15 protein-coding genes, 2 tRNA genes, 1 rRNA gene and 1 pseudogene are annotated in these 17,643 nt (G+C 56.8%); 7 read left to right on the top strand and 12 right to left on the bottom strand.

Annotation, left to right across the window (positions count from 1 at the left end; genetic code table 11):
* Positions 1-88: 88 nt before the first annotated feature.
* Positions 89-1,144, top strand: coding sequence for an LLM class flavin-dependent oxidoreductase (locus tag ACT3TP_RS04130; protein ID WP_255248546.1), 1,056 nt, complete (start codon positions 89-91; stop codon positions 1,142-1,144).
* A gap of 76 nt (positions 1,145-1,220) precedes the next feature.
* Here ACT3TP_RS04130 and ACT3TP_RS04125 read toward each other — a convergent pair.
* Positions 1,221-1,297: transfer RNA gene (locus ACT3TP_RS04125), tRNA-Val, on the bottom strand.
* A 403-nt stretch (positions 1,298-1,700) separates the two neighbouring features.
* Here ACT3TP_RS04125 and ACT3TP_RS04120 point away from each other — a divergent pair.
* The gene (locus ACT3TP_RS04120; RefSeq protein WP_141393627.1) at positions 1,701-2,267 is read left to right on the top strand and encodes a GNAT family N-acetyltransferase; all 567 of its coding nucleotides are present in this window, start codon (positions 1,701-1,703) and stop codon (positions 2,265-2,267) included.
* 1 nt (position 2,268) lies between these two features.
* Here the strand turns inward: ACT3TP_RS04120 and ACT3TP_RS04115 are convergent, their stop codons facing one another.
* The 5 genes from ACT3TP_RS04115 to ACT3TP_RS04095 all read right to left on the bottom strand — a co-directional run bounded on the left by ACT3TP_RS04115 (position 2,269) and on the right by ACT3TP_RS04095 (position 7,264).
* Positions 2,269-3,195, bottom strand: a complete 927-nt coding sequence (locus tag ACT3TP_RS04115; protein WP_096289223.1) for a hypothetical protein — start codon at positions 3,193-3,195, stop codon at positions 2,269-2,271.
* A gap of 2 nt (positions 3,196-3,197) precedes the next feature.
* Entirely contained in the window at positions 3,198-4,850 is a 1,653-nt protein-coding gene (locus ACT3TP_RS04110; RefSeq protein ID WP_176484315.1) for an HsdM family class I SAM-dependent methyltransferase, read from the bottom strand.
* A 153-nt stretch (positions 4,851-5,003) separates the two neighbouring features.
* Positions 5,004-5,936: a DUF808 domain-containing protein gene (locus tag ACT3TP_RS04105; RefSeq protein WP_096289227.1), complete on the bottom strand. Its 933-nt coding sequence runs from the start codon at positions 5,934-5,936 to the stop codon at positions 5,004-5,006.
* A gap of 226 nt (positions 5,937-6,162) precedes the next feature.
* Positions 6,163-6,236: transfer RNA gene (locus ACT3TP_RS04100), tRNA-Thr, on the bottom strand.
* A 161-nt stretch (positions 6,237-6,397) separates the two neighbouring features.
* Positions 6,398-7,264 carry a DsbA family protein gene (locus ACT3TP_RS04095; protein ID WP_444619474.1) on the bottom strand — a complete coding sequence of 289 codons (867 nt, stop codon included), beginning with the start codon at positions 7,262-7,264 and terminating at the stop codon, positions 6,398-6,400.
* 399 nt (positions 7,265-7,663) lie between these two features.
* Here ACT3TP_RS04095 and ACT3TP_RS04090 point away from each other — a divergent pair, with 399 nt between their 5' ends.
* The 3 genes from ACT3TP_RS04090 (at position 7,664) to ACT3TP_RS04080 (ending at position 11,075) form a co-directional block, all read left to right on the top strand.
* Positions 7,664-9,133 (top strand): alpha,alpha-trehalose-phosphate synthase (UDP-forming), encoded by a 1,470-nt coding sequence (locus ACT3TP_RS04090; RefSeq protein ID WP_444619472.1) that lies wholly within the window; start codon positions 7,664-7,666, stop codon positions 9,131-9,133.
* Positions 9,134-9,162: 29 nt separating this feature from the next.
* A complete protein-coding gene (otsB, locus tag ACT3TP_RS04085) occupies positions 9,163-9,945 on the top strand; it encodes a trehalose-phosphatase (RefSeq protein ID WP_176484316.1) in 783 nt (260 codons plus the stop codon).
* Positions 9,946-10,010: 65 nt separating this feature from the next.
* Positions 10,011-11,075: an ABC transporter ATP-binding protein gene (locus tag ACT3TP_RS04080; RefSeq protein ID WP_096289235.1), complete on the top strand. Its 1,065-nt coding sequence runs from the start codon at positions 10,011-10,013 to the stop codon at positions 11,073-11,075.
* A gap of 138 nt (positions 11,076-11,213) precedes the next feature.
* Here ACT3TP_RS04080 and rrf read toward each other — a convergent pair.
* Positions 11,214-11,330 (bottom strand): 5S ribosomal RNA (gene rrf / locus ACT3TP_RS04075).
* A 781-nt stretch (positions 11,331-12,111) separates the two neighbouring features.
* Between rrf and ACT3TP_RS04070 the strand changes: the two genes are divergently transcribed.
* Complete coding sequence (locus ACT3TP_RS04070) at positions 12,112-12,753, top strand: hypothetical protein (protein WP_141393628.1); 642 nt, start codon at positions 12,112-12,114, stop codon at positions 12,751-12,753.
* Between the two features lie 96 nt (positions 12,754-12,849).
* Positions 12,850-13,335 (top strand): hypothetical protein, encoded by a 486-nt coding sequence (locus ACT3TP_RS04065; RefSeq protein ID WP_141393629.1) that lies wholly within the window; start codon positions 12,850-12,852, stop codon positions 13,333-13,335.
* A gap of 51 nt (positions 13,336-13,386) precedes the next feature.
* Here the strand turns inward: ACT3TP_RS04065 and ACT3TP_RS04060 are convergent, their stop codons facing one another.
* From ACT3TP_RS04060 to ACT3TP_RS04040, 5 genes and pseudogenes are all read right to left on the bottom strand, one after another.
* On the bottom strand, positions 13,387-13,806 hold the full coding sequence (locus ACT3TP_RS04060) for a hypothetical protein (RefSeq protein WP_176484317.1): 420 nt from the start codon (positions 13,804-13,806) through the stop codon (positions 13,387-13,389).
* The gene (locus tag ACT3TP_RS04055; protein WP_096289243.1) at positions 13,755-14,090 is read right to left on the bottom strand and encodes a PadR family transcriptional regulator; all 336 of its coding nucleotides are present in this window, start codon (positions 14,088-14,090) and stop codon (positions 13,755-13,757) included. The genes ACT3TP_RS04060 and ACT3TP_RS04055 overlap by 52 nt, the downstream gene beginning before the upstream one ends.
* Before the next feature lie 783 nt (positions 14,091-14,873).
* Positions 14,874-15,653, bottom strand: coding sequence for an IS21-like element helper ATPase IstB (istB, locus tag ACT3TP_RS04050; protein ID WP_096289245.1), 780 nt, complete (start codon positions 15,651-15,653; stop codon positions 14,874-14,876).
* 3 nt (positions 15,654-15,656) lie between these two features.
* The gene (gene istA / locus ACT3TP_RS04045) at positions 15,657-17,171 is read right to left on the bottom strand and encodes an IS21 family transposase (protein ID WP_444619470.1); all 1,515 of its coding nucleotides are present in this window, start codon (positions 17,169-17,171) and stop codon (positions 15,657-15,659) included.
* 243 nt (positions 17,172-17,414) lie between these two features.
* Positions 17,415-17,609: pseudogene (locus ACT3TP_RS04040) on the bottom strand (IS3 family transposase); the annotation flags it as partial.
* Positions 17,610-17,643 lie beyond the last annotated feature (34 nt).

Genomic DNA, 17,643 nt, shown 5'->3' with positions numbered 1-17,643 from the left:
GCATTTTTGCTGTCGGAAATAAATTTATCGGTGGACTGGTTACCCATTTAGATGCAATTGCATGGAAATCTAAGAGAAGAGGATCATTGTGAGTTCCATCGGTCAAACAAGCCTCCGGCCTGAAATTGGTGTTGAAACTTTCGGGGATCTCTCCGAAGACCAGCAGGGCAAGCAGTTATCGCACGCTCAGGTTATTCGCAACGTCATCGTCGAAGGGCAGAAGGCCGAAGAAGTTGGCCTTGATTTCTTCGGCGTTGGTGAACATCACCGAGACGATTATGCTGTATCGTCGCCGGAAATAATTCTCGCGGCGCTGGCGCAAGTCACCGACAAGATCCGCCTCGGTACCGCGGTAACGGTGCTCTCCAGCGATGACCCGGTTCGGGTGTACGAGCGCTTCGCAACGCTCGATGCCATCGCGCAGGGACGTGCCGAAATTATCGCCGGACGCGGATCCTTCATCGAGTCCTTCCCGTTGTTTGGGCTCAACCTCGAGGACTATGAGTCTCTCTTCGAAGAAAAACTCGATCTCCTGGCTAAGGTCCGATCCGGAGAGCCCGTGACCTGGTCTGGAGAACACCGCGGCGCTTTGAACAGCCAACAGCTGTACCCGCTATTGGAAAACGATGCGCTCACCACTTGGGTGGGCGTCGGCGGCAGCCCGCAGTCGGTACTTCGCGCCGCTCGCCACGGCCTTCCACTCTTTCTCGCAATCATTGGCGGCCAGCCATCAGCCTTCGAGCAGCTAGTTCAGCTTTACCACCGCGCGTTGAAAGAGCTGGGCAAGCAACCTCAAAAGGTGGGTGCGCACTTCCACGGATTGGTTGCACCGACCGATGCGGAAGCTCTCGAACTGTTGTGGCCGCACTATCAGCGCACCATGAATCGCTTGGGCGCCGAACGCGGTTGGCCGCCGGTTAGCAAAATGCGCTTGGAGGCCGCTATGGGGCCTGAAGGTTCCATGATGGCCGGTAGTCCGCAGACCGTCGCCACCAAGATGGCGAAGGTCACCAGAAGCCTCGGACTAAGTCGAGTAGACATCAAATATTCGGCAGGCTCTTTGCCACACGAGACCATGCTCGAGAGCATCGAGCTGCTTGGCAACGAAGTCAAACCGCTGGTTCACGAATTACTCGCCAAATAACCACCGGCTACGCGCGATCCACTAAAAGCAGTTAAATAAAGAGAAAACCACCGCCAGCGGTGGTTTTCTCTTTATTTGGTGGATCTTACTGGACTCGAACCAGCGACCTTTCGCGTGTGAGGCGAACGCTCTAACCAACTGAGCTAAAGATCCATCTTTGCGTCAACCTCCCGGTCAAGCACCTAAACGATCTTAGCGGTCTTTGCCTTGGCCGCAAAATCGGCGCCAGCTGCCCCACAGCTAGCGGCTACGTCGCCCATCACGCCACCGTCCTAGGGCAGGAGCTCAAGAGAAAAGCCGACTACGGCAGACCTAAAATAATAGTGCCTTTCGTTTATCTAGATTTCACTTTATTGCCCCTATTTTCTCTTGCTAACGAGCAGAGATTGAATGCATAATTTTTTTAGTTCCTCGAGCTCATACTGGGCCCTGCAAGGACGTTGCCGTAAGCCACCGACTGCGGTCCCCTGAAGGCCAACGAAACCCATTGCTCTGCGTCCCACACAACAGCAATAGCCAGATAGTTCGTTCGTCTTAGCATTTAGGACGGTTCCCAGTGCGCCCTACCCTTCGCTATGCCCTGTCATCAACAGCTCCTGCTGGTGCCGCACGCACCGAGATGGCGACTTTGTATCCGGAAATTGATGATCGATGGAATCAAAAAATTGACCGCGCACGTTGTGTGGTCAGCGTCCGTGACTCAGGTGTTCTGGTCGCAGCCGGAGTCGTGCACGACGCGGTGCTGGCTCCAACTAGCGCCATGGGCGCGCTTGAATTAGGTTGCATGGCGGTCCGCCCGGAATATCGGCGCCAAGGCATACGCCAGCAAGTGACAGACCTACGCCTGGAGTATGTGGTGCAGGCAGGCTGCATACCCATCACCGTCATCGATTCGGCAAATCCCAGCTCCTGGGCAGCCTACGAACGCTCCGAGCGATGGGAACGCGAACGAACTTTCGAATCCGACGGGCGGACCAAGTACATTTATCGCGCCACTGCTCTCGCATCGGATTGGTTGTCTCCCCCACCGCAGCGTGACATCGCCTCCAGCACACTGGCTGGCCACTCGGTTCGACCTTTGCCGAGCTCTTGGCATTCGCCACAAGTTCACACAACCAGATGAGCTAAAAGAGCGCTTCTTGTAGCTCATCGACGAGCTCATGCCCTGGCACTGGCACGACCTCACCGGCTCGGCGAGCGCGCGCCGACTCATGCAAGTCGATCGGAGTAACTTTCAACACCGAGTCAACCATGGCATTTAGGAACTGAGCGGTGCCGACATCTTCGGGCACCGGGTGGTGCACCGCCTTGACCTCTGGCTGCTCGGCACTGTCATCCCAGTCCACAAGCAAAAGTCCGGTCGCTGTATAGCCAAAGCCATCGCCGAAATCGCGCAGCTTGCGGATCATGTCCACGGTACGTCGGAAAGCTGCCGGTTCGGTTTCTAAAATGGTGGCGCGTTGCACGAAGTAGAAGCCGACGGCTGCCAGCGGGTAGCGGGCACGCAGGTTGGCCGCGTCCCCGTAGGCTTCTTCGTACCGATTGGACAGGTTCTTGCCGAAGGAAGAAGTCATTGCCTTGGTGCTTAATAGCAACTCCGGTCCCGTGGACCAGTGGGTCATCACCACGTCGGTCTGCTTCATGTAGGCGCGGCCCAGAATCCTGGCGTCGGTGCTTCCGGCCTTGCCGGCCAGGATTGCTTCATGCAGCTCGTCGGAGAGCCGTTCGGGGAGCTTGCGCAGCAATTCGAGGATGTCCGAAGACAACACCCGTGGCGCTTCCGCGCGCGGCCAGACGAGGTCTGCGTCGAACCCCGCCCGGCGGAGTTCATGGGCTAGCCAAGCGTCGACGCCCTGGGCAAAACGACCGGAACGGGTCGCGGCCTTAGAACGCACCGGAATGCTTAGCAACCGCTCGAGGACGTCGAAAGAAGGGTTGAACTCCTCGGTGACGGCGCCGTTAAGGATCCACGGCGAATCTTTGAGCGCAGATATCAACGTCGCGTCGTATTCGGCGAAGGCCAGGGATTTCTCGACTGTGCCTGATCCCATGATTAGTTCTCCACTGCCTTAGCTCGGGACTTGCGTCGTTCCAGCATGTCTTGGCGTGCGCCGCGTAGCGCACCGATCGCGGCAGCGTCTAGCTCCAGCATCATTCCCAACACTATTTCGTCTACCAGCTCCGTAGCTTCTTGCTTACGGCCATGCAGCAGATGTTCGCGGACCTCGTTTTTGATGGATCGCAGCGGTATTGCATGCTCGGCGACCAACTGGGTTGAGGGCACTGGAAGCTTATCCGCCTCGCCGGGTTCCAGCTTCAAGATGCCTCCCCCGTAGGAGCGTCCCACCATTTCGGCACCCAGCATAGTCAAGGTATTAAACGAAGCCAGAGGCAGCAGCTCACGTCCCAGCTCACGCACATCGGCCCCGAGGTATACCCCATGGATTGAATTGATGTGATGCACACCTGCATGGTTAGTCGTCAGCCGGGGAGTGTCAGCATTCATATAGGTCATGAACAGATCAGGCACCGACAACAACGGGACCCGCCACCAGGGAGTACGCATCCGGCACTTATAGGCTTGGTCCACCGACTCCAGCTCGCCGCGGCCAATTAAGCGCTCTCCCGCGGTGGAGGCGCCACCCTGGGGCCGGAACATCAAGGTCGCCAAGCCGTGCTCCCCGAGTCGCTGCCATTGCTTAGCGTCTAGTTCCAAGCCGCGAAGATGCCTAGAACCGGGAGGCGATATTTCCACCAGGTCGCTCGCGTCCAAACCTAATTCCTCGGCCCGCGCCGGGCTGAGCGTAAACCATTTATTGTTGCCGGTCACCGCGCCCAGCGAGGTCTCTCCCCAGCCCTGCAGATCAATAAACCCGCCGGTAGCATGCGCCTGGTTGAGTATCCCCTGAGCTTCAAAAGTCACCAAGGACCCGGTCCAACGGTCACTTGGACGCTTCGGAGTGTGGATTGCTCCCTCGCCGAGTCCAATCAGATCCTTGGCATTACGAAATTGGTGCAGGCTGAAGGAGTCGCTGGAACCGGTCTGATAACCCTCCGCAAGCAACAGCACCACTTCTTCCTGCGCGTCGACGAATAGCCGCTGTTCGAAGACCGCGAGATGCACCTTGGCGAAACGTTCAAGCAGCATTGCACGCACGGGCCCCGCATAGTTCACGAACATCAGCTCTGCCGGGAGCACTAGGGCCAGACGACCGCCGACCTTCAGGAAGCTGGTGGCGTGCACGACGAAGGCCGCCCACACGGAGGCAAGCTCGTTCAGCTCGACTCCGGAGCGCCGTGCGGCTTCGCGCGAGATCTTGCGCTGGGCTCCGCGGTGCAGCTGATAACGCACGTACGGGGGGTTGCCAATCACCGCATCCATATCCGCGGTGCCTGGGATATCAAAGAAATTTGCGTGCTGGATCCTAGCCTGTGCGCCTTGTTCCGCGAGGATTGCGCGTGCCGCCAGCACCGAAGGCTCGTGAAGCTCCACCCCGAATAATTCGCTGGCGCCGCGCCCATCGTTGGTGACTTGGGCAGCGGTCGCCAAGAATTGGGCTTCGCCACATGAGGGTTCAAGCACACGACGACCCTGTTCGCCTAGCGCCCACTCGGTCATGAACCGGGCTACCGGCTCGGGGGTGAAGTAGGCGCCCCGCTCATGCCGAGCGGCGCTCCCTACAATATTTATCTTGCTCTTCAACACACATCGATCTTTCCATGGCCACCAGACGTTTTGGCAGGGCCAAGACGATCGCCGCACACCGTGCGAAACACCGGCAGACTTCGCGACTGGCAGGTTTTACGGCGGGGCAAGTTTCTTATCTGCCTATTCTACGTGGCCGGCCTGCAAAGCTCGTTAGTGCTTGGCACGCAGCTTGTTGATGCCCACGACAGCGGCGGCAACCACGCAACCAATCAAGAATCCGGCGATGCAAGAAAAGGCGGTATTCGTCACCCAGCCCAAGATCGCCCCGGCCGAACCGGTAGCCTCGTGCACCAGCAGTTCCATATGATGCACAAAACCGTAGGGGGCGTGCCAGCCCAGCTCGTCCATCCCGACCAGAATTAGGTGGCCGCCGACCCAGAGCATCGCCACCACACCTACCTTGCCGAGGATCGACATCACGATCGGCATGGCCTTGACCAGGCCACGGCCAACCTTCTGCGACAGCTTGGATGCCTTCTGCGCCATGTGCAGTCCAATGTCATCCATCTTCACGATCAGCCCCACCGCACCATAGACCACCACGGTCATCAGGATAGCGATCACAATCAGGATTAGCGCGCGATTCAAGAATGGTTCGTGGGACACTTCGTTCAGCGAGATGACCATGATCTCCGCTGAGAGCACGAGGTCTGTCCGCACCGCCGCGCCGATGATCGCTTTTTCGTCGCGCACTCCCTCCTTGCCGCCCGGTGTGTGGTGCTTGACCACGCCCATCGCTTCAAGCAGCTTTTCGGCTCCCTCGAAAACAAGATAGGCACCTCCGAGCATCAGGATCGGGGTGAGCGCCCACGGAGCGAACTGCGAAAGGATCAGAGCCACCGGAAGGATGAACAGCATCTTGTTCCGGATTGACCCAACGGCGATCTTCCAAATGATCGGAAGCTCCCGCTTGGGCGATAGCCCGGCCACGTATTGCGGGGTGACAGCCGCATCGTCGATGACGACTCCAAGCGACTTGGTGCTTGCCTTCGCAGCTCCCATAGCGATGTCGTCGAGTGACGCCGCCGTGACCTTTACGAGGGCTGCGACGTCATCCAGAAGAGCCACGAGTCCACCGGCCATGCCAAAACTCCTTGAGATATTGTTCGGTCGTTTTGGTGCCACCGTACAGGCGCCAGAATCGACAAGGAAATACACCTGAAGTTTAGCGCCCTGAGTTGCCCAGAAACTGTGAGACACCAAAAGAATGCGAATTTTTCGGGGCAAGCCACGGTCGATCCGCAGATGCGGTTGGGAAATAAAAGACCCTCGCCGATGTTCAAGCTTGAACATCGGCGAGGGCCATCCGAGCCCCCTATCGGATTCGAACCGATGACCTACGCTTTACAAGAGCGTTGCTCTGGCCAGCTGAGCTAAGGAGGCGTACTGCATAAGAATATCCGAAGACTGCGCCCGACTGCGAATCGAGACTTTGGCGGCGTTAACCACCCGTGGGGAGCGCACCGCTAGCGATGCACTCCCCACGGGAATCGTGTCAGAGCGGCAGAAAATTATCGACCACAGTTCACGCAGCTTTAGGCAGTCTAGGCGTTGGCCTTGATGGCCGCCTCAACTGCTTCGACAAAGTCCTGATTGGCAAGGTCCATAACCTCGCCCTGGATGAAGATGCTCGGAGTGCCCAAAACACCGTCGTAGCCGGCAGCTAGTGTTGCAGTTTCCACGAACGGACGGTAGGTTCCCTTGTCGATGCAGGACTTCACCGAGTCTGAAGCGCCGGCGGCAATCGCCATTTCGGAGATCTCAGCATTCTTCATTTCGCCCTGATCGTAGTGCCCCCACAGAGCGCTGGCAAAGTCCAAGTAGGCTGCTGGGCTCTGGTCAGCTACACAGGCCAGCGCGTTGGCCCCACGCGAGGAGAAGTTCGTTGGCGAGTTTCCATCGAGGAAGCCGACGTTGCGGTATTCCAAGGAGATCTTGCCGTCCGCCAACCACTGCTTCATCTGCGGCCCATACTTGCTTTCAAATTCAGCACAGTGGACGCAGTTCGCATCACCAAACAAGGTCACGTTGATCGGCTCGCCCTTGGCGCCCACGGTCAGATCGCGTGGTTCGGGAGTCGCCGGCTTCGAATCGGGAGCGACAAGTTTGGTGTTGTCGATCTTCACACCCGAGGTATTTGCAACGGTGGTCGGCGACGTCAACAGAATACCGCCAGCGGCGTTGCCGCCCTGAGGCGCGGCTCCGGCGTCCGGAACCTTGGCGTTGTTATTCTGCACGATGAGCACAACCACCAGGACCACGACCAAAACGACAGCAGCCAGCACGCCAAGCTTGACGAAGAGCGACTTGCGTTTCTGGGCCGAGGCCTGAGCAGCCTGCAGCTGCGCGGCCTTTTCACGGGCGCTAGCGTTGCGCTCCGCTTTGGACGGACGCGAGTTGTTTGTAGACATAAGTTCGAATGTTCCTTGGCTCAACGGAAATACTGTAATCTGCTTCCAAGCTTAGCCAATGGAATGGCCGCCCTCCCCCGTAATTGCCAGATTCCCCAACCTTCACAGGTTGCGCATAACATTCGCCAACATGATGCAAAGCCCTATTTTGGGGTTATTTGAGACTTCAACCAAGTCATGCCGGATAAGTTCATCTTTGGGCCTCATTCGGCGTTAAAAGCCCATCCGCGCCGCTTCTCACGTACATTGAGTGATGGAACACAGTTTCCTTCCGCTTCCGGCTAGCATCCGGAATCCGGGATGACAGTGAAGTTGAGCTGACAAAGAGGTCATTCACTTACAACCGACAAAGCTGCGAGGTTTTCTTCTCGCAGTAAGTACGTGGCCAGGAGGTTTACGGTGGGTAATGAACTAGCAGGCGTAGCGGAAAGCAATTCCCATGACTTTGTAGTGGTGGCTAACCGGTTGCCGGTGGATCGGATCACGCTTCCGGATGGCACCCAAGGGTTCCAGCGTTCTCCTGGCGGTCTGGTCACCGCGCTCGAACCGATCATGGCTGCCGCGGATGGCGCATGGGTCGGCTGGCATGGCGGAATCGACGAAGAGCTCGAAGAGTTCGACAAGGACAGCATCCACCTCGTTCCGGTCCCGCTCAGTGAACAGGACCTAAACCTCTACTACGGCGGATTTTCGAATTCCACCCTCTGGCCGCTCTATCACGACGTGATCATACCTCCGGAGTACCACCGCACCTGGTGGGACCGTTACAAGAAGGTCAACCAACGTTTCGCTGACGCGGTGGTGCGAACCGCCGCGCACAATGCCACCGTGTGGGTCCACGACTACCAGCTGCAGCTGGTTCCACAGATGCTGCGGATGGCACGCCCCGATCTGAAGATCGGCTTCTTCCTGCACATCCCTTTCCCCGCCGCCAGCCTGTTTTCTCAGCTGCCTTGGCGCACCCAAATCCTGGAAGGTCTGGCCGGAGCCGATCTAGTCGGCTTCCAGCGCGAGACCGATGCGTCCAATTTTCTACGCTGCCTGCGACGGTTCACCGACTATTCGACCAAGGGGCACGAAGCTACCCCGTCGTCGACGCATAAGATTCAGAATCTGTGCCGCGCTGTGGCCCATCCGAACTCAATCGACACCGAAGAAATCGCCAAGCTGTCGCGTGATCCGCAGATCATTGCCCGCGCTGCACAGATTCGTTTGGAATTGGGCAATCCGAAGACAATCATGCTTGGCGTGGACCGGCTGGACTACACCAAGGGCATCAGGCACCGGCTGAAAGCCTATGGCGAGCTGCTCAACGATCAGGCACTTCGCGCCGGAGATGTCTGTCTGATCCAGGTAGCCAGCCCAAGCCGTGAAAACGTAGATTCCTATATGGAGCTGCGCGATCAGGTGGAACTGATGGTCGGCCAGATCACCGGCCAACACGACACGCTGAGCCACACCACGCTTCGCTACTTACACCACTCCTATCCGCTGCGCGAGATGATCGCCCTATACCTAGCCGCCGATGTGCTACTGGTGACAGCCCTGCGCGATGGGATGAACCTAGTGGCCAAGGAGTTCGTGGCATCCCATCAGGATGGTCGTGGAGTCCTTGTGCTTTCCGAATATACCGGTGCGGCCGATCAGTTGACCCAGGCGGTGCTGGTCAACCCTCATGACATCGATGGCATGAAGGCAAGGATCGTCGAGGCGGTCAACATGGACCAATCCGAACAGGCACGACGCATGCGTCGAATGAATCGCCATCTGCTGGAACATGACGTGACCCGTTGGTCCGCTCGCTTCTTGGAAGAACTCGCCGAAATCAATTCGCGAGCGAACCAAATCAACGCCGTAGCCAGCCATTAATAACATCGCCTAGTCTGAACGGAACGACAGTGCCGAATCTCGCGCCCGAATTACGCGCCGATCTCTCCACCTTCGCCGGGCACCGGCGAATCCTGGTTGCTTTGGACTTCGACGGTACGCTCTCGCCGCTCGTGGACCGCCCCCAAGACGCCAGGCCTTCCACGCGGGCCGCACAAGCCTTTGACGAACTTGCGCGACAATCCGGCGTGCACACGGCGGTGGTCTCCGGCCGGAACCTTGAATCGCTCACGGCGGTGTATCCGGCCCCCAGACCGGATAACTTGATCGGTTCCCACGGAGCCGAACGGCGCGTTCCGTCCGTAACCCCGGATGCGCCAGAACAACGGGAACTCACCGATGCCCAGCGGGAGAACCTCACGGAAATCACCGCCCGATTGAGCGAAGTCGCGCAGCGGCATGAGGGAGTCAATCTGGAGCACAAACCCTCGGCTACCGTCCTGCACGTACGCCAAGCCCAAAGTCCTGGCATTGCCGAGGCCGCCTTGGCCGAGGGGAACCACGCCCTCGCACACTTGCCGGAAGTGCGCCTCATGGCAGGAAAGGCCGTGCTAGAGGCCTCGGTCCATGCAGGCGACAAGGGACAGGCTTTGCAATGGTTGCGCCAGGTTCTCGATGTTGATGCGCTGCTCTTCGTCGGAGATGACGTCACCGACGAGGATGGCTTCCGGATCCTCACCCGTGAGGACCTCGGAATCAAGGTAGGTCCAGGCCCTACACTGGCCGCGCACCGCATTTCTGGGCCGGAGATACTGTCCGAACTTTTGGAATTGCTGCTTTCTATGCGAGACTAAGGTGTCCCATATCACTTTCACTACGGATCGTCGGGCACGTACCTGCCCGTGAAAGGATTGTCATCATGGCAACTGTGACCTTTGAAAAGGCCACCCGAATTTACCCGGGCGCACTTGTGCCTTCAGTCGACGCAATTGATTTGCAGATTGAAGACGGGGAATTCCTTGTTCTAGTTGGCCCATCGGGCTGCGGCAAATCGACTACCTTGCGCATGCTAGCTGGTCTCGAGGAAGTCGACTCCGGGCGAATTCTCATTGGCGATAAGGACGTGACTAACGTTCCGCCAAAAGACCGCGATATCGCCATGGTCTTCCAGAACTATGCTCTTTACCCGCACATGACGGTCGCTGAAAACATGGGCTTCGCCCTGAAGATCGCCGGCGTCGATAAGGAAGAACGCAATAAGCGCGTCCTCGAAGCTGCAAAGCTGCTGGATCTAGAAAATTATCTAAGCCGCAAGCCGAAGGCGCTCTCCGGCGGCCAGCGCCAGCGCGTCGCCATGGGACGAGCAATCGTTCGCTCGCCTCAGGTCTTCCTGATGGACGAGCCGCTGTCGAACTTGGACGCCAAACTTCGCGTGCAGACCCGCACACAGATCGCATCGCTGACCCGCCGACTCGGTGTCACCACCGTGTATGTCACCCACGACCAGGTGGAAGCGTTGACCATGGGTGACCGCGTGGCGGTGCTCAAGGACGGCGAAATCCAACAGGTTGGCACTCCCCGTGACCTCTACGACCGCCCACGCAATGTTTTCGTGGCCGGATTCATCGGATCTCCGGCAATGAATCTCATTGAATTGGAAGCCTCTAACGGTCAGGTCGCCTTTGGCAACACTTCCTTGCCCGCTCCTGGCGCGCAGGGTGCAACCACCATGGGCATCCGACCGGAGGATCTGACTCTCGCCACCCCAGGCGAGGGTGCAGAGCTGATGGTGGATGTGGTCGAGGAGTTGGGTGCAGATGCTTATGTCTATGGCACGGCCCAGCTAGGCGGCAAGAGCCAAACCATCGTGGTCCGAGTCAACGGCCGCACCCCGCCTGCCCGCGGCCAGAAACTGCATATCCTGCCGCTAGGGCAGCACGTGCACCTCTTCGACACCGCCTCGGGCCTGCGTCTAGCTGATTAGTCTCCGAAAGCAATAAGACCGGTTGTAGGACTCGTTAGAGTTTCACAACCGGTCTTTTGCGGTCCGTACGGGAGGACGTGGAACGGTGGTTAAACATCGAAGGTCCCGAGATATTTCTCGGGACCTTCGGCAAAATATGCCCGGCGATGACCTACTCTCCCACACCCTCCCGAGTGCAGTACCATCGGCGCAGTGGGTCTTAGCTTCCGGGTTCGGTATGGGACCGGGCGTTTCCCCCACGCTATGATCGCCGTAACTCTAACCCTCACGGTCAAACCGTGGGAAAATTACAGTGTCATTCGCAGTTGCGATAACTCAATAACTATAACAGGGCCAGGCTTCTAAGGGCCAATCGATAGGCTCCTATCCGACGGTGCCCTTCGCCACACTAAATACAATTCGGTTGCAGCCTGTGCAGCTGATAGACACTGCCCGCCCTCCGACTCCTGAGCCGGTACAGGACATGCGTGCAGACCGCCGAGCGCGTATCGATTGCTGCCATATGCGCTGCGTCAACGCCGAGTTTATTGATTCGGATTCGCCGCGGCAGAACGGCTTATATTGCAAAGTTTATTGCTCAGGGCCGGCGTGAGCAGCTGTCTGTCGGAGTTGTATGTACGTTGATTGAAGTTAAATTCTGGCCAGTGAGTTCAATATCATTGAGCCGAAGGACAGCAGCAAAAAACAGGAAAAGACCGGACGCAGTCCGGGCAACAGCCGGCCGCGCCAGCGGACGCCCGTTTTATGGATTTTTGAAAAGTAGCAACAACATGCCAAAGCTCTCCATTCTCAGGACACCCATCCGTGCTGGTCGAACCAGAGCCAACGAATATTTAGGAACTCACTTACCCGCAAACGCAAGAGTTCGTCCGCGACATAATCGACCTACCCTCGGCGACTAACTCTTCATAGCACGTTCGAGAAAAAGACACTTACAGCCCAGGGATACGTTCTCTCGACTAAATGAATATCTTCACCTTAGTCAAACGGTCTATAAAATTCTCATGGCCAAACTTACACGCGAATATGAACGTATTTGAAACAAGAAGATGGCCAGACATCGCAAACCATCGTTTTCCAAAATTTTTATATAAAACTCGTGACTTTACTCTTAAGGCGTGTAAAGATTCATATATCAATCGTTCTGAGAAGCGGAACGAATCCGCCCATCGGCGGAGTAAACATGATCAAGAAGACTCTCCTGAAATCCGCAACATCCATCTCAATCGTTGCAGCAATGACGTTGGGTGGTGCAGCCGGAGCACACGCAGCAGCACCAGCAGTAACCGCACCCGCCACATCCGCAACTACCCTGACAAGCGTTTCCTCGACCCAAAGCACCACATTGTCGGGAACCGCATCAACCGGCAAGCTCACTTCGACCGAACGCAAAAGCGTCGCCGGAAACGCATCCACCCAGACCAACGTCGCTGCTCCAGCAGCCGTACCAATCGCGATACGCCTAGCCGTCAAAGCAGGCATGCAAGTACTCAAACGAACCAACGTCAAATGGTACAACGCCATCAAAGCCCAACTCGGCAAAGGGCGGACCGCCTTCGCAAACTGGTGGAACACGACAGTTCCAGGTCCAATCAAAACGATCGTCTACGGCGCCACGGGCGGGGTCGGAATCAATGCACTCTACGACGCTCTTTTATGGGTGCTCGGGTTCAACTAAGCGCTCTCCAGCTACAAGTTGAAGACCAAAAGGCTTGCACCATAGGTGAAACAAATCAGATCCGTTTATGTCAAAGTTAGATAGGGAGAACCATCAATGAAAAAGATGACTAAATCGCTGGTGTCAATTTCGATCGTCAGTGCAATGACTTTGGGTGGTGCAGCCGGAGCACACGCAGCAGCACCAGCAGTAACCGCACCCGCCACATCCGCAACTACCCTGACAAGCGTTTCCTCGACCCAAAGCACCACATTGTCGGGAACCGCATCAACCGGCAAGCTCACTTCGACCGAACGCAAAAGCGTCGCCGGAAACGCATCCACCCAGACCAACGTCGCTGCTCCAGCAGCCGTACCAATCGCGATACGCCTAGCCGTCAAAGCAGGCATGCAAGTACTCAAACGAACCAACGTCAAATGGTACAACGCCATCAGGTCCCAACTGAATAAGGGACGCACGGTATTCGTTAACTGGTGGAATACTTCGGTACCAGCGAACGTAAAAAACGTCCTTTACGTGACGACAGGTGGATTGAGCGGCAACGCTCTCTATGATGCATTGCTTTGGGTATTTGGTTTTTAGCCATCAAACAAAAGGCTCGACTTCCTAGAAAATCAGGAAGTCGAGCCTTTGTTACTTGCCTGAGCGTAAATATCTGATGAACTCAATACCAATACCGAGGACCACAGCCCCGAGACTAAATAGCAAACTAAAGTTCCAATACGGCTCAAACGCCATCCACTCAGCTTCCTTGGCCAGACGAAGGACTAGCCATATCAGGACAGCCAACACGACCCCGGAAATAATGAAACCAGCCTTGGAACGAACTTTTGCATCAGGCATCAAAGCATTGGCGTATTCCTCCGGCTCTCCGAATTCTTCAACGAGCTGGTCCTCCTTCGAGCCATAACTTTGCAGACTCAAAAGCGCATCCTGGACCACTTCCGGAGAAGCACCCAAAGATCGCAAAGCTGCTTTCAAACGCGTTTCATAGTCAAGCATCATTTTCCCCTTTTGCTGATCATCGATAAACTCCGCGATATGTCTTGCCAAGCATTCTCCGCGCCTGACAACTCATTCCGACCTTCATCTGTTAGCCGAAGCATCTTTTTTGCCGGACCATGTGACGTCGTATCCCAGTAATGTTCAAGAAGCCCATCATCTTCAAAGCGACGAAGGATCGGATACATTACTCCACCTTTGACATGCCCAAACCCATACTCCTTGAGCCGCACTATTAATTCGTAGCCATGTATATCTTCGTTAGAGATTACGGCTAGCGCTGCATAAGGGAGCGCGCTTCTCGCAAAGTCATTCCTCCATTGTCTGATTCCCATATCTACATTGTATATCTCACTAGATAGAATTTCTAGCTACAAATTATTTGCATGTAGACGCTCCGCCCGATGCGCCCGATGCGCCCGACTTACTAAACTAGCCTCGTCCGAGGGCACAAGCCATCGACTACATAGCTAAGGTCTTGAAGTACTTTACTCGCAACGTTTTTCGGGCTGATATTCGACATCAGTGTGGCAGCTGTGGCCTCCTCGCTGAGAGCATCGGCCAGCCGTTAAACCAGCCGATTCACCATTTATTTCAGATGGAACCAGACTGATGCCCTTAGCGGGGCAAGAAACCCGCAGCCGCCAATGCAGGAAAGCATGTCATCCATCAGAGTTGGCCCAACTAAGAGCATCCTGATCAGAAAAAGGCGCTGTAATCCCGGGAATCGCGGCAAATCCTCATCAAACAGACGACCATGGACCGGTCGAGGGTGACTACTGGAGGTGTTCCAAGAGCCTGATTTTTAGAACAAAAGAGGCATCATGCAAACATGATTCAAACGACGTACTAATTACAGGACGCAGACGTTCCAGTAGCAGATAATCGTATGATGTTCGCGTAGTCCTTGATCGCTGAGCTTGTGGAGAAAAGAGGCACGGTGGCTCCTGGCCAATTGTCCAGACATCATCTGGATGATTGTCAACGGCCAATACTTTCTGCCCACCGGCGGCCAGCAAAAATGCCCATGCATGGCCAACTAAAATGCCCACTGGCGGCCACTATTCCTGCCCACTGATCAATTCCAGAAATAGCGCTCACCACCGTCCAAGAAAAAGCTAGCTCAACGCACTCACCCCTTGACCCGCCATGGCCTGCGTAAGCCTCACCGATTCACCACTGGTCTGGCAAATATGAGCATGGTGCAACAACCTGTCCACCATGGCAGTAGCCAACGTCTTGGGCATCAACGCGTCAAACCCCGCCGGATGCAGATTCGAAGACAACGCAATGGAACGCTTCTCATACGCGGCATCAACCACCCGATAAAGCGCTTCAGCCGCATCATCAGGCACCGCCAGCAAGCCGATATCATCAATAATGATCAAGTCAGCACGCAGAACCTTCGCGATCGCCTTGTTCACGCTGTCATCAACCCGATGCGAACGAACAATCCCGCCCAGCTGCTCCAACGTGAACCACGCGACCTGCCGACCTTCCTCAACAGCCTGCTGTCCCAGAGCCTCAAGAAAAAACGTCTTGCCCGTGCCCGACGGACCGCAAACCACCAGATTCTCCTTGCGGTGCACCCATTCCAACGTGCGCAACGCCTGCTGCGTCGGCAACGGGACCGTCGAAAGCGACGGATCCCACGACCCGAAGCTCTTCCCCGTAGGGAAGCCTGCGGCTTTGCGTCGGGTAGCGAGCATCGAGCGTGCCCGGCCACTGATTTCTTCCTCCAACAAGGATTTGAGCACCTCCGCCGGGTCCCACCGCTGCGACTTCGCCGTGGCCAGCAGCTCTGGCGCTAAAGCTCTGGCGTGAGGCATCTTCAACTGCCGCATCAGCTGTTCCAACTCTTCAGCCAACGGCGGTGCACCGGCATTCGTGGCAATCATCAGCTAGTTCGCCTCCTTCAATAAGGAGCCGTAGTCAGCCCACGGCGAGGCTCCCTGGCTCAACGACTGCTGTTCGGGAGCTTGACGGCGCAGCTGCCCGGGTGCAGCTGATTCAAGAATGGAAAGCAGATCCCTGTGCCCGAACCTCCCATTCGCCGCAGCCAAACCCAGCGCGCGGTCCACCGGGGCTGATCCTTGGAGTTTGGCCAACGTCACTGCTTCAGCCATCTTCAAATTCACCCGTTCAGCACCGGCGGCAGCGGCGGCCATCAACCACTGATGGGCGCCTTCGCCCAAGGCGAGGAATTCCTTCTCAGCCTGGCTTCGGGCCTTGGGACGCTTCACGCCTGGGACTTTCTCTTCGCGGTCAGGGAAGTGCGACCCGTTCACTTGCATCACTCCCGGGCTTCCTTGAGCATGCCGAGCAACTTCGGTCGGCCCATCTGCACCAAGGTGCACGATAATCACTTCGGCGCTCGCACCCATCCCGCGGGTGCGCACCCACACCTGTTCGCCGAGCAACCGGTATGGAACTGAGTACTGGACGTTTTCATAAGAAATCATCGGCGACTTTGCCGGAACCATACGGCTCACTCCGAACGCAATGGTGAAAGGCTGTGCCGGCAGCGTGTGCAACTGCGCGCGTTCCTCGGCGAGCATCACCGCTGGCTGACGCTTGGTGGTGCGGTGCAAGCGGTCATTGATCATCGCCATGAACTCATCACAGGCCTGTTCGAGCTGCGCGAAGCAGTCATATTCTGCGCGCAGGTTCGTGTCCTTGGGAACCAGGTCGGCTTTGGCGACTTTCACCGCGTTCTCCACCCCGCCTTTGCTGGCTGGATCTGCCGGTTCGCACGTCAACAGGCTCACCGAGTAGTACTTGGCGAAGGTAACGGTTTGCTGGTTGCGTACCGGGATCCCGGCGATATGCATGGTGGTGACCGTCTTTTCATTATCGGTCAGCACGTACGTCGGAGCGCCGCCAATGATCCGGAAGCTCTGGTCAATGGCCGCGAATACCGTGGGCATGCTTTTATCCCGCAAGGGGATGACGATCCGGAATCGTGACCAGGCCAGCCAGGCAACGAACAGCACTGTCTTGAAGCCGTCAATGATCGGCCCGTCGCCGAAATCGTATTGGAGCCAACGCCCCGGCTCGGTGACCCATGGAGCATGAACTCGTTGGTTCACCGCACGCCAGGACCGCTTTGCCAGATTCACCGCACGCCGGGTGGAGCGTTCTGAGCCGGTGTAGCCGACCCGTTGGATCCGCTCATGGACTTTGTCCACGCGTATTTTGCCTTTGGTCTCCTCGACGTACCGATCGATGTATTTCAGGTAGTCGTCGGTGTTTTTTGACCGCGGCGTGGTTGTTGGGATCGGGGTGCCCGCGTCGCGGGCTGCAACGTATTTCTTGACTGTGTGGTGCGAACAGCCGGCGAGGTCACCGGCGGAACGAAACGATCCTGTTGAGTCGTAAGCTGCGAGAATTTCCATGATTACTCCGTCAGACTTCATATAGGGCCTCTTCTTGGTTTGGTTTTGATGTGACTAGACATCGTCATCAAACCCCAAGAAGGGGCCCGCGTCACGTTTGGTGGCGTGGGCGCTGATAAAGAGGTGGACTTTGATAATCAGTGGGCAGAAGTGATGGCCACGGATGGGCGTTTTTGCTGGCCGCTGGCGGGCATTTCTGCTGTCCGTCGGTGGGCAATTATTTGGCCGCCTATGGGCAGTTTTTCATGGCCGCTAACAACCCGTCTGGTGATCACGCACCGTCGTGTTCTTGAAGGCACTCATCGGTTTGCCTCGATCCCCAGCTCTTTCATGATCGACAAAACCGTCGACTTCGGTATGTCGTCTTCCTAGTGCTTGCGGATCAGGTCCACCAGTTGCCCGGCGCCGTCTACCCCATTTCGATGCTTCGTACTCGTGCTGGACCGGCGTGCTGCGCCTGGCTCACAGCTTTAGCTTCGCTCGGTTCCTGTGA

The organism is Glutamicibacter sp. AOP38-B1-38, from assembly GCF_052377485.1.
Classification (GTDB): Bacteria; Actinomycetota; Actinomycetes; order Actinomycetales; family Micrococcaceae; genus Glutamicibacter.
Note: the sequence above shows the minus strand (reverse complement) of the source record. Positions and strands in the feature narration are given on the sequence as shown.